The following is a 13,334-nucleotide window of genomic DNA, read 5'->3' as shown; positions in this document are numbered from 1 at the left end:
TTATTAGTTGTCTACTCTATAGGGTACATTTTACATCAAGATATTTGTATTGGATGCACAATATGTAAAAAACAATGCAAATTTAATGCAATACAAGGTGAATTGAAACAAAAGCATATTGTCGATGAATCTAAATGTGTAGGTTGCCACTTATGTATGCAAAAATGTCCTAAAAAAGCTATTAAAACTATATAATATGGTTAGAATAAAGGTATGAGTTTTCATACCTTTATTTTTTTGTTGTTAGCAAATTTCAAATATTACTAAAATGTAACTAATTTTTATTGTAAATTAGATATATACTATATATAAACGTTCGACATTTGTGTTGAAATTTTTACAATATAATGATAGACTTAATAAGTACAAATTCTAAGTACTGTAATGAGGTGAATCAATGAATATAATCTTGGCATCAGCCTCTCCTAGAAGAAAAGAAATTTTAGAAAATACTAATGTTAAATTTAAAATAATGGCAAGTTCCATAGAAGAATTAAGATTAGAAGGTGAGTCTCCTTGTCAGATGGTGATGAGGCTTGCATTTGAAAAAGGAATAGATATAGCGTCTAGACAAAAAAGTGATTTGGTTATAAGTGCAGATACTATTGTTGTATTAGACAATACTGTATTAGGGAAACCTAAAGATGAGATAGAAGCTAGGAAAATGATAACAAGTTTATCTGGCAGAACTCATCAGGTTATAACTGGAATTAGCTTAATAAATTTAGATAACAATAAAAAGATAATAGATTATGTAATTAGTAATGTTAAATTTAAAAATTTATCTGAAGAAGATATAAATGATTATATAAGAACTAAAGAGTCTTTAGATAAGGCAGGAGCTTATGGAATACAAGGATATGGGGCACTATTAGTAGAGGAAATTCAAGGTGATTATTTTAATATAGTAGGATTACCTATATCTAGACTAAGTGACTTATTAAAAAAATATTTTAACATAAATCTTTTTATGGAGGGCGATGTATCTGAATAAAACTTTTAATGCAAATATGACAGTTAAAGATATGGCATTAGAAGAAAGGCCTAGAGAAAAAATGCTTGCTCAGGGTGAAAATAGTTTATCTAATGCAGAGTTATTAGCAATTATTCTTAGAACCGGAACCAAGCAAAAAAATGTAATTGACCTAGCAAATTATATAATAAACAAAGATTCTCAAGGCATAAGGTATCTACAAGATATAACTATTGATGAGTTATGCGAAATAGATGGTGTAGGATTAACAAAAGCAACTATGATAAAGGCAGCATTAGAGCTAGGAAGAAGAGTCGCAAGTTTTAAACCTAATAAGTATAAGGTTAAAAACCCTTGGGATATATATAAATATTATATGGATAGTTTAAGATACCTAAAAAAAGAAGTTTTTAAGGTAGTTCTTTTAAATACAAAAAATGAAATAATAACGGATGTGGATGTATCAGTAGGAACGTTAAACTCATCACTAGTACATCCGAGAGAAGTTTTTATAGAAGCAATAAAAAGGAGTTCAAATAAAATTATCTTAATACATAATCACCCATCTGGAAGTATAGAACCTTCAGTAGAGGATAAAAATATAACTAAAAGACTTATTAGTTGTGGAGAAATAATAGGGATAGAAGTTATAGATCATATAATAATTGGAGACGGAATGTATTTTAGTTTTAAAGAAAATATGATAATTTAATTTGAAAAATAGGAAGGAGCACAATTATGACTAAGGAAAAGAAAGATAAAAAAGAAAAAAAAGGATTCATGTCTATGTTTGGATTCAAAAAAATGACAAAAGATATGGGGATAGACTTAGGAACAGCTAATACGTTAGTTTACATAAAAGGAGAAGGAATAGTAGTAAGAGAACCATCTGTTGTTGCAATAAGAGATGACAGTAAGGAAGTTTTAGCAGTTGGTGAAGAAGCTAAAAAAATGATAGGTAGAACACCAGGAAATATAGTAGCTATAAGACCTATGAAAGATGGAGTTATAGCTGATTTTGATGTTACTGAATCTATGCTTAGATACTTTATACAAAAGGCAGCAGCTAAAAAAGGTGTTGTAACACCAAGAATAGCTATATGTGTTCCTTATGGAGTTACAGAAGTAGAAAAAAGAGCAATAGAAGAAGCTGCAAGAACAGCAGGTGCGAGAGATGCTTATCTTATAGAAGAGCCAATGGCTGCAGCTATAGGAGCAGGTCTTAGAGTAGAAGAGCCAGAAGGTAATATGGTTGTAGATATCGGTGGAGGTACTACTGAAATAGCTATAATATCTTTAGGTGGTATAGTTACAGCTAAATCAATAAGAATCGGTGGAGATGAATTTGATGAATCTATAGTTAGTTATGTTAAAAAGACATATAACCTAGCTATAGGTGAAAGAACAGCTGAAGATGTAAAGATAAGCATAGGATCTACTTTTAAGGATGATCAAGAACAAAACATGCAAATAAGAGGTAGAGATTTAATATCAGGATTACCTAAGACAATAGAAATAAGTTCAGCAGAAGTAAGAGATGCATTAAATGAGCCTATAAACTCAATAGTAGATGCGATAAAGTCAACTTTAGAAAAAACACCACCAGAGTTAGCATCAGATATAATGGAAAACGGAATAATGTTAACTGGAGGGGGAGCATTACTTAGAGGTCTAGACAAATTAGTTAAGCAGGAAACTGGAATGCCAGTACAAATAGCTGAAAATCCTTTAGATTGTGTTGCTTTAGGAACAGGTAAGTCAGTTGAAGATCAAGAAATATTTGAAAAAGTATTAATGATGAATGCTAGAAAGTAATTAAAAGTTGGTGATATCTTTGAGATTCGATAAGAATAAAAAAGAAAAAAAGATTAATTTTAAAGTGATAGCAACAGGTGTAGTTGCTATCACTTTAATTGGAATTGTAGGAATATCTATAGGGAGATATGGAGGAAATAATCCTATAGGAGATAAGTTTGTTTTAGATATAATAGAACCTATAGGAAAGAATTTAAATAGTGGTTTTACATTTTTAAGAGACAACTTTAAAGATATAATAAATTATAAAAGTAACTCTAAGAAGTTAGAGAGTTTACAAGATGAAAATGAAAAATTAAAAGAAGAGGTAATAGCATTAAATAATAAATTAGATGATGTTCAATCTCTTGATAGTCTAAAAAAAGCTTTAAATTATATAGATGAAAAATACCAAGCTAAAAGTATTTCAACAAGTGTAGTTGGAAAGAATGATGGAAATTGGTATGATTCATTTGTTATAGGTGCGGGAAGAAAGCAAGGTGTTAAAGACGACAGTATAGTTATAAATGGGAATGGTTTGGTAGGAATTGTATATGAAGTTTCTGATAACTATAGTAAAGCTATATCTTTATTAGATACAAAATCATCTGTAAGTTTTAAGTTATTAAAAGACTCTAATCTTAAGGGAGTCATAACTCAAAACTCTACACTAGATGATAAAGAAAATTATAAAAACAAAGGTTACCTGTATGGATATATGTTTGATAGTTCGTATAACGTATTACCTGGTGATGTAGTAACAACATCTGGTCTTGGATTATACCCTGAGGGAATACCTATAGGAGAAGTTGATAAAGTTATAGATGATAAAAATAAATCTATGAAGTTTGTAGTAGTTAAACCATATGTAAACTTCAAAAATATAGATGATGTGACTATTGTTGAACCAAGGAATATAGGGTAAAGGTGATTATAATTATGAAGAAGGTTTTACTTTGTCTTTTAGGAATTTTGCTAGTACTAGTTGAAATGAGTATTACTAACTATATAGACATATTCAATGTGAGTTTTAACTTACTTACAATTTACATAACGATAATATCACTTTACTTAGACGAGACAGATGCGAGTATAATAGGTGCTATAATAGGTCTTGTAAAAGATATAGTTGTAGGTGGTATATTTGGTGTTAATGCATTAATCTTATTTACAATAGGATATGGAATCAGCTTCTTAAAAAATAAAATATATAAAGAAAGCAATATAACCATATTTGCATTAGTATTTATAGCTAGTTTATTTGATTCTATGGTAAATATAGTTGCAGTAATACCTGTTTATAATACTTATGGAATATTAAATTTAGTTACTAAAGGTATATTAACTATACCTTTGATTAATTCAACTTTGAGTGTATTACTATATAACCTATTTAAAACATCGATACTTAAACTTAAAGAAGATTAGTTGGTGATTGAATGGAAGAAAGAAAAAAAGTAGATAGATTATCTATAATAAAGAATCTTATATTAGTAGCTTTTGTAGTTATATTAGTAAAGATATTATATATGACAACTTTTAAATATGAACATTATACTGAGTTAGCTGAGAATAAAACGTATAAGCAACTTTTAATAAAAGCACCTAGAGGTGAAATAAAAGATAGATATGGAAGGTTACTTGCAGGAAATAAAAATTTATTTACTGTTCAAGTATCAGGCGATGAAATAAAAAGAAAAGACTCTAACGGCAAGTCTATGGCAAATGATATATGTTTAAAACTTATAAACTTATTAGAAAAAAATAATGAAGAGTACATAGATGAATTTCCTATATATATTCAAAATGGAAAATATTACTATACATTTGATAAAAACATAAGAGAGTATAAGAATAATAACAATATACCTCAAGAGCTAGATGCAAAAGAAAGTTTTTATTATTTAGTTGACAAGTTGGTGTCTGAAGGTGTACTTACTCAAGATGATAGAAAATTAGAGGTAAGCAAACTTCAAAAGAAACTAAATGAAAATGGATACTATCCACCGATTCTAGTTAGTAAGTGGCTATTTACAGAACAAAAAAATAAGCAAGACTGGTTAGAAAGTTATGGTATAGAAAATAGTAAAATAACTGCAAAAAAAGCATTTTATGAAATAAGAAATAACAAAAATTATAAGATTGATAAAAACTTAAGCGATTCAGATGCAAGAAAAATATTAGTAGTTAGAGATCTTATAAAGTCTCAAGGATATTCTCAGTATAATCCAATAACTATAGCAACAGATATAAGTCAAAAGACTATATCTCAACTTGAAGAAAGTGCTATAGAATTACCTGGGGTATCAGTAGCTGTAGAACCAGTTAGATATTATCCTAATACAACTTTAGCATCTCATATATTAGGACATATGGGGAAAATGCCATCTGGACAAGAGGATAAGTATCTTAATAGAGAAGAAGGTAAAACTTATTCTAAAGGAGATACTGTAGGTATATCTGGTATAGAAAAAAGCTATGAAGAACAACTACGTGGAGTTGATGGATATAAAAAGGTACAAGTTGATGCATTAGGTAGAATAACTAGGGAATTAGATGTATCAGAGCCAAAGTCAGGAGATACAGTATACCTTAGTATAGATAAGGACTTGCAAGAAGATACTGAAAATGCACTAAAAGGAGTATTAGAAGCACTTAGGGTTGGAGGAACATATAAAAGTAAATATGGAAACAAAACTTTTTCAAGTGTAGCTAAAAATGCTGCATCGGGTGCAGTTATAGCAATAGATGCCAAAAATGGTGATGTTTTATCTATGGCAAGTTACCCAAATTATAACCCAAATAAATTTGTTAATGGGATATCATATGAAGATTATCAAGCATTACAGCCTAAAAATAAAAATGATGTTTTAGCAGCAAATCCACAAGTTAATTTGGCTACACAAGGTGTATTCCAACCTGGTTCAACCTTTAAAATGGTAACAGGGATGGCAGCTATAGATAATGGTTTAAGCCCAAACTATGCAATACAAGATACTGGAGTAATAAGATTAGGAGGACCTAAAAGTAGACCTTTTGCAGATTTAATATGGCATAAGTCTAGAAGTAATCATGGATATACAGATTTGTATAAAGCAATACAAGAATCTTGTAATATATATTTTTACACTATAGGATCAGGTAAAAATTATACAGGTGGGAAAGACCCAAGTGTTAAAGTTGGAGCAAAAGGCATAATAGAATATGCTAAGAAATTTGGTCTTGATGATTATACTGGATTAAATGAAGAAATAGACGAAAGAAAAGGTAGCGTTCCTAATATGGCAGCTAAGCTTGAAACTACAAAAACTTTATTAAGAGATTATCTTACAAAAGAGATGGCAAATGATTTTACCGATATAAGTAAATCTAAAAATCCTAAAGAATATGAAAATAGGATAGAAGAAATAGTTTCTTGGGCAGATGAAACAAAAACTGTAGGTAGAGTAGAAGCTATGGAAAGACTTACTAAAATGAAGGTAAAAGAAGATAGAGTAGAAACTTTAGCAGACTCTATAGTATTTAGTTATTTAAATTTTGCAAAATGGAGTACTGCAGATACATTTAATATATCTATAGGTCAAGGTGAAAATCAATATACACCTGCTCAGATGGCAAGATATGTTGCAGCTATTGGTAACGGAGGAAATTTAGTAGAATTATCAGTAGTAGATAGAGTTATATCAAATGATTATAATAATGTAGATATAGATGAAAATAAAGTAGAAAAAATAGATTTCAATAATCCTGAAAAATTAAAAGATTTAATTGAAGGTATGAAAAGAGTTTCTACACAAGGTTCAGGAAAAGGAATATTTGGACCTAATTATCCTATAAGTGTAGCATCTAAAACTGGTACTGCAGAAAAAAGTGGTAAAATACCTACTGAAAATGAAGTTGAATATTTAAAGAGCCATATGTCATCATATGGGGTATCTTTAGATGAAGCTGTTAAACTTGCTGAAAAAATGAAGAAAGCAAGAGAAAAGGAATTGACAGAAGAAAGAATAAATGAAATAAAAGAAGAATTAAAAAGAAAGGATTTAAAAGAGGAAGAACGAAAGTCATTAGAAGAAGAGTTAAAAGATGGTGTCAATGTTAAATTAGAAGACACTGATAAAGTAAATGCTTCGTATTTAAGAAAAGCAATAAAAGAACTAAATCCTAAAATAACTGATGAAAAAATAGATTCATATAAAGAAAGTTATAAGTCATTTGCTTGGGCAGTAGCAGTTGCACCAGCAGATGATCCTGAAATAGCAGTAGTTGCTATGATTCCTCAAGGAGAAAGTAGTAGTAATGCAATGTTACTTATTAGAGAGGTATTAGGGTCATATTTTGATTTAGACAATAATAAGGGCGAAAAAAATAATAAAAATGATGAAAATACTGGTACAATAGAAAAAGAAAACATAAACTTTGTATCACAAATGAAAAAATAAAAAGGAATTAGAGATTTTTTAAAGAATATATAAAATGATATATCATTCTGGAGGTTGTTATGTCTGTGAATGAATTTACAACAGGTGAATTAGTAGAATTTAAAGGTAGCAAAAAAGGTATAATTGTAAACATCAAAAGAAAAGCGACTTTTGATGAAATAAAAAATAGCATAATAGATAAATTAGAATCATCTATTGGATTTTTTAATGGAGCAAAGATTTGTTCTATAAACTGTGAGTATTTAAGTGATGTACAAATTATGATGTTAAAAGATGATATATCATCTAAATTTGACGTAGAGTTTATTGAAGAATACAATAAAAAAGAAATTACAAATTTCCAAACTAAATACGTAACGAATTTAAGATCAGGTGAAAATATTGAGTTTGATGGAGATATAATTGTAATGACGGATATGAAATCTGGGTCACAGGTAAGTGCTACATGCAATGTTGTAGTTATGGGGGATATAAGTTCTGGAGCTAGAGTTGTAGCAAGTGGAAATGTTATTGTTATGGGATCTGTATCTGGATTTATACATGCAGGAGCACATGGAAATAAAAATGCATATGTAGTTGCTGGAAATTTAAATCCTAAAGTATTGCAGATAGCTGGAAACATTGCAGAAGCACCAGACGATGAAAATTATGAAGGAAATAAACAGAATATACCAGAAATAGCATTTGTAAGTAATGATATAATTGTTATAGAGAGTTACTTGCCAAAAACGATAAAATAAAGAAGTATTAATTATACAGGGGGTAGTGTTATGAGTGAAGTTATAGTTATAACATCAGGTAAAGGTGGAGTTGGAAAAACTACTACCGCGGCTAACTTAGGAACTGCACTAAGTTTAGAAAATAAAAAGACAGTTATAGTAGATGCAGATATAGGTCTTAGAAACTTAGATGTAGTTATGGGACTTGAAAATAGAATAGTTTATGATATAGTTGATGTTGTTGAAGGTACATGCAGACTAAAACAGGCATTAATAAAAGATAAAAGATTTGAAAATTTATACCTATTACCAGCTGCTCAAACTAGAGATAAAAATGCAGTTACAGTTGAACAAATGAATGATTTATGTAATAAACTTAGAGAATCATTTGATTATATAATAATAGATTGCCCAGCAGGTATAGAGCAAGGTTTTAAAAATGCTATAGCAGGAGCAGATAGAGCTATAGTTGTTACAAATCCAGAAGTATCAGCTGTCAGAGATGCAGATAGAATAATAGGATTATTAGAAGCTAATGAAATAAATGATATAAGATTAGTAATAAATAGAATAAGACACGACATGGTAAGACGTGGCGACATGATGAATAAAGAGGATATTATAGAAATACTAGCTATTAAATTGTTAGGTTTAGTACCTGATGATGAAAGTATAATAGTTTCGACTAACAAAGGAGAGCCTGCTATACTTGATAATAAGTCTCTTGCTGGACAAGCATATAAGAATATAGCAAGAAGGATACTAGGAGACGATGTACCAATGTTAGAGTTAGAAGAAGAAGCTAATATCTTCACTAAAATAAAGAAAATATTTGGTATGGCTAAATAGTAAAGGGGGATATATCTATGTTAGATTTATTTAAAGTTTTTTCTAATGAATCTAAAACTAGCAAATCTGTAGCAAAAGAAAGATTAAAATTAGTTTTAGTACATGATAGAGTTGATTGTTCTCCTAAGCTTCTAGATCTTATAAAGACGGATATTCTTAAAGTTATAGCTAATTATGCAGAAATCGAAGAAGACGGACTTGAAATAAAAATGTCAAAGTCTAGAGGAGATAATGATGATATGCCGGTATCTGCACTAGTTGCAAATATACCGCTAAAAAATATAAAAGAGAGAAAAATGTAAAGGTGAAGGGGGATTATTATCCCCCTTTGTGGTTTTTATTGATTTTAGAAAGACGGTGAAAATATGGCTGAACGTAAATCGATGATTAAATTGATAAAACAACTAGATTGGAAGCTTATAATTATAGTACTTTGTATATTTTCTTTTGGGTTATTAATATTAAGTAGTGCTACTCATGCAAATGAGACAGGAAACTACTTCCAACTTTATAAACAAGGTGCTGCTTTTGGTTTAGGAATGTTAATGATAATAGGAATATTAATGTTTGACTATAATTTTTTAGGCAAATATTATAAAGGTTTATATGTTATTAGTTTAATTTTATTGGGCATTGTTTTAATACCTGGTATAGGTGCTGAAAGAGGAGGGGCAAGGTCTTGGTTAAATTTAGGGCCATTAGATTTTCAGACATCTGAATTAGTTAAACTAACATTTATATTGAGTTATGCTAAAATAGTAGAGTCTAAGAAAGATAAGCTAAATACTTTAAAAGAGATAATACCAGTTGTTATTTATGCAGTGCCTTTTATAGGGTTATTATTTGCCCAACCAGATTTAGGTACAGCTATAGTATTTTGTTGTATAATTGCAGGTATGTTATTTACTGCAGGACTTAATATAAAACTAATAAAAAGAGTTATCATTATAGCTATAGTATCACTTCCGCTAATGTATATGATGATGGCATCACATCAAAAAGAAAGAATTGAAGCATTCTTGCATCCAGATGATCCTACATATAAGGGTAACTATCAAGTTATGCAATCTATGATAGCGATAGGTTCTGGAGGTTTAACAGGTAAGGGATTATATAATGGGACTCAAAATCAAGAAGGATTTTTACCAGTACAAGAAAGTGATTTTATATTTGCTGTTATAGGAGAAGAATTAGGTGTAATAGGAATGTTAGTTGTAATACTGCTTTACACATTATTTTTACTTAGAATGATAATATTATCGAGAGAAGCGAAAGATTTTTATGGAACTCTTATAGTAATTGGAGTTATGAGTATGTTTGCTTATCAGATTATTCAAAATATAGGTATGACTGTGGCTGTAATTCCAGTAACTGGAGTAACACTTCCGTTTATAAGCTATGGTGGTAGTTCTTTACGTACATCATTAGCAAATCTTGGATTAGTATGAGAAAAAAAAAAATAAACTTTTAAATTAGGAGCGTAATATGAATATAGCATTAATAGCACATGATGAAATGAAAGATACAATGATAGGATTTTGTATAGCATATGAAAGAATATTAAAAAACTATGGTTTATACGGTACAGGTACTACGGGAAAAAGAATAATGGATGAAACATCTCTAGATGTAAATAGATTGGCATCTGGGCCTCTAGGGGGAGATCAACAAATAGGAGCTTTAATAGTGTCTCAAGATATAGATTTAGTTATATTTTTAAGAGACCCACTTACATCTCAAGCTCATGAGACTGATATACAAGCTTTAATAAGATTATGTGATGTATATCATGTACCTATAGCTACAAACTTAGCATCAGCTGAAATATTTATTAATGCACTAGACAGGGGAGAGTTATCTTGGAGAGAAGTTAGGAAAACTACTAGCCAAAGAGTTTAATTAATATAAGGATAAATTAAATTATTTATATGCAAAAAGAGTATCTAAATTTATAGATACTCTTTTTGCATATAAGTCATATCAGTAACTTTGTAAACTTAAAAAATAACATTTTGAGCAACGGATATATATATATAAAGGAACTATATTTAATATAGTTCCTTTTATATAAATTATTTTACTAATTTAGCAAATTCTTTACCAAAGTCTACACAATCTTGAAGAGTTTCTTCTGAAGGGAAGAATTTCTTTTTAAGAGTTGGAACAGGCATTTTGAATGACATAGCTTTTATTAAAGTTTCAGCCATAGTGATACCTTCACCACTCCATCCGTAAGAACCGAATACTCCACCTATTTTACCTATATTAGCCATAGGGTCTATAACAGAGAATAAATCCCACATTGGCTTAACCATAGTTTTATTTATTGTTGGAGAACCTAGTAATATTACTTTAGACATAACTACTGCGTCATGCATTTCTTTTAAGTTCATATTTTCTAAGTCGTATAAAGTAACTTTACATCCTTCTTCAAGTAAGCCCTTTTCTATATTTTTAGCCATAACTAAAGTGTTAGTATATGCAGATAAATAGAATATAGCAACTTGGTTTTGATTAGTAGTATTAACTACTTCTGTAGACCAATCTAAATATCTTTTAACTTGAGCCATAGGGTCTTTAGTAAGCATTGGACCGTGTGATGTTAATATAGTGTCAAAATCTAATTCTAATTCAACAACTTTATTAATAGCATTTAATACGTGTTTAGCAAAAGGCTTAACTATACAATCATAGTAGTGCTTAGCTGATTTTAAGTAATCTTCACTTTCAACAGAATTAGCATCAACATTTGCAAAATGACATCCAAAAGCATCACAAGTAAATAATGTTTTATCTTCTTCAACATAAGTAAACATAGTATCAGCCCAATGTAGGAAAGGAGCAGTTATAAACTTAAGGTTTCTTTTACCTATATTTAAAACTTCACCATCAGTTATAACATGACATTTAAATGGCTTATTTATTTGTTCATCTAAGTACATTTTAGCTGCTTTTGTACAAAATACTTCTATGTTTGGATTTAAATCTAATATATACTTTAAGCTACCAGCATGGTCAGGTTCTGTGTGATGTACTACTACATAGTCTATATCAGCCACATCAGTAACTTGAGATATATTATTTAAAAATTCATCTTTAAAGTTTGGTTTTACAGTATCAAATAAAACAGTCTTTTCATCTTTTATTATATAAGCGTTATAAGTTGTACCAAACTCAGTTTCCATTATTATATCAAAAACTTCTAAATCTTTATCAACAACACCTGTAAAGTAAATATCTTTTTTTACTTCAAATACATTACTCATAATAAGTCCTCCTAAAAAAATTAACGATATACATAAAAAATTTATACCCATAGAGTATACTTTTAAACAAAATAATATTCAAATAATATTATTATGTCCTAAAATAATTATAATATAACTCGTTGTGTTAGTTAATTACAATTATTGTAAATATTAGATTATAATAGGTTATATTTTCATAGTAAAAAAATTTTATAATAGTAATTTCAATATATTTAGTAAAAGAATTAGCATAATAGATTAATATAATATAAATTTAGATGAATATCTAAATGTAAATGTATTTTTTCAATGTATTTTAGTTTATATGAATATAAAATGGAAAAACTATATTGTAATAAATAAAGTTTTGATACATAATATCATATCGTGTATAATAATATTTATGTTTTAAAATAATACGCTTATCGGAGGTTTTAAGATACATGAATAAGGTAGACTTAAAGAGAATTTTAAAGAAGGTTGAAAAGCCTGCTAGGTATCTTGGAAATGAAATAAATTCAATACATAAGGATACGTCAGATGAAAGCTTAATAAGATATGCTCAATGTTTCCCAGACTTATATGAAGTTGGTATGAGTCACTTAGGAAGTCATATACTATATGATGTAATCAACAGAGATGAAAAAATATTCTGTGAGAGGGTATATGCACCTGCTGTTGATATGGAAAATATGATGAGGGAAAAGAATATACCACTATTTGCTTTAGAGTCAAGAGAACCTATAACTAATTTTGATGTTATAGCATTCACACTTCAATATGAGCTTTCATATACAAATATATTAAATATGTTAGACTTAGCAAATGTACCTATACTTAGAACTGAAAGAAAATTAGATGATCCATTTATATTAGTTGGAGGTCCATGTGCATATAACGTAGAGCCTATGGCTGATTTCGTTGATATAGTTGTTTTAGGTGAAGGTGAAGAAGTAAACTTAGAAATACTAAACGCTTATAAAGAATGGAAGAAAAATAAAACTACTAGAGAAGATTTCTTATATCAAATATCTTCAATAGAAGGTGTTTATATACCTAGTTTCTATGATGTTACGTACAATGAAGATAATACAGTTAAAGAAGTTGTACCAAATAGGGAAAATATACCAGCTAAACCTCATAAGAGAATAATAAAAGATGTTGAAAATGTACCATATCCAGAAAAATTAATAGTTCCGTTTATAGATACAGTTCATAATAGAGTTGTACTTGAGTTATTTAGAGGATGTACAAGAGGGTGTAGATTCTGTCAAGCTGGTATGATATACAGACCAATAAGAGAAAAAAG

General features: G+C 29.1%; 13 protein-coding genes and 1 pseudogene. 13 read left to right on the top strand and 1 reads right to left on the bottom strand.

The genetic code is table 11. The annotated features are described in order from the left end of the window. The 12 genes and pseudogenes from Q5F54_RS05295 to Q5F54_RS05240 form a co-directional block, all read left to right on the top strand. On the top strand, window positions 1–195 hold a 195-nt coding region (locus Q5F54_RS05295), incomplete at its 5' end, for a 4Fe-4S binding protein (RefSeq protein WP_302334062.1). A gap of 202 nt (window positions 196–397) precedes the next feature. Then, a complete protein-coding gene (locus Q5F54_RS05290; RefSeq protein ID WP_071121273.1) occupies window positions 398–994 on the top strand; it encodes a nucleoside triphosphate pyrophosphatase in 597 nt (198 codons plus the stop codon). 31 nt (window positions 995–1,025) lie between these two features. Further along, window positions 1,026–1,685, top strand: a complete 660-nt coding sequence (radC, locus tag Q5F54_RS05285) for a DNA repair protein RadC (RefSeq protein ID WP_281537625.1) — start codon at window positions 1,026–1,028, stop codon at window positions 1,683–1,685. 26 nt (window positions 1,686–1,711) lie between these two features. Next, window positions 1,712–2,788 (top strand): rod shape-determining protein, encoded by a 1,077-nt coding sequence (locus Q5F54_RS05280; protein ID WP_334296089.1) that lies wholly within the window; start codon window positions 1,712–1,714, stop codon window positions 2,786–2,788. 10 nt (window positions 2,789–2,798) lie between these two features. Then, on the top strand, window positions 2,799–3,692 hold the full coding sequence (gene mreC / locus Q5F54_RS05275; protein WP_281537623.1) for a rod shape-determining protein MreC: 894 nt from the start codon (window positions 2,799–2,801) through the stop codon (window positions 3,690–3,692). Between the two features lie 14 nt (window positions 3,693–3,706). After that, window positions 3,707–4,195 (top strand): rod shape-determining protein MreD, encoded by a 489-nt coding sequence (mreD, locus tag Q5F54_RS05270; RefSeq protein WP_281537622.1) that lies wholly within the window; start codon window positions 3,707–3,709, stop codon window positions 4,193–4,195. A gap of 11 nt (window positions 4,196–4,206) precedes the next feature. After that, complete coding sequence (locus tag Q5F54_RS05265; protein ID WP_281537621.1) at window positions 4,207–7,209, top strand: penicillin-binding transpeptidase domain-containing protein; 3,003 nt, start codon at window positions 4,207–4,209, stop codon at window positions 7,207–7,209. 59 nt (window positions 7,210–7,268) lie between these two features. Further along, the gene (gene minC / locus Q5F54_RS05260) at window positions 7,269–7,949 is read left to right on the top strand and encodes a septum site-determining protein MinC (RefSeq protein ID WP_288305631.1); all 681 of its coding nucleotides are present in this window, start codon (window positions 7,269–7,271) and stop codon (window positions 7,947–7,949) included. A 30-nt stretch (window positions 7,950–7,979) separates the two neighbouring features. Further along, the gene (minD, locus tag Q5F54_RS05255; protein ID WP_071121267.1) at window positions 7,980–8,777 is read left to right on the top strand and encodes a septum site-determining protein MinD; all 798 of its coding nucleotides are present in this window, start codon (window positions 7,980–7,982) and stop codon (window positions 8,775–8,777) included. 17 nt (window positions 8,778–8,794) lie between these two features. Then, entirely contained in the window at window positions 8,795–9,079 is a 285-nt protein-coding gene (gene minE / locus Q5F54_RS05250; RefSeq protein ID WP_071121266.1) for a cell division topological specificity factor MinE, read from the top strand. Between the two features lie 63 nt (window positions 9,080–9,142). Continuing rightward, window positions 9,143–10,248: pseudogene (gene rodA / locus Q5F54_RS05245) on the top strand (rod shape-determining protein RodA). Window positions 10,249–10,262: 14 nt separating this feature from the next. Next, entirely contained in the window at window positions 10,263–10,676 is a 414-nt protein-coding gene (locus tag Q5F54_RS05240; RefSeq protein WP_277231997.1) for a methylglyoxal synthase, read from the top strand. Between the two features lie 173 nt (window positions 10,677–10,849). Here Q5F54_RS05240 and Q5F54_RS05235 read toward each other — a convergent pair whose 3' ends face one another. Further along, entirely contained in the window at window positions 10,850–12,043 is a 1,194-nt protein-coding gene (locus tag Q5F54_RS05235; protein ID WP_277232000.1) for an FprA family A-type flavoprotein, read from the bottom strand. A 425-nt stretch (window positions 12,044–12,468) separates the two neighbouring features. On the opposite strand from Q5F54_RS05235, the gene Q5F54_RS05230 reads away from it, so the two are divergent. Continuing rightward, window positions 12,469–13,334, top strand: an 866-nt coding sequence (locus tag Q5F54_RS05230) for a TIGR03960 family B12-binding radical SAM protein (protein WP_302334060.1), incomplete at its 3' end; no start/stop codon positions are given.

The organism is uncultured Romboutsia sp. (genome assembly GCF_958366745.1).
Taxonomy (GTDB): domain Bacteria; phylum Bacillota; class Clostridia; order Peptostreptococcales; family Peptostreptococcaceae; genus Romboutsia; species Romboutsia timonensis.
The sequence above is the reverse complement of the archived record's forward strand: the minus strand, read 5'-3'. Positions and strand labels throughout refer to the sequence as shown.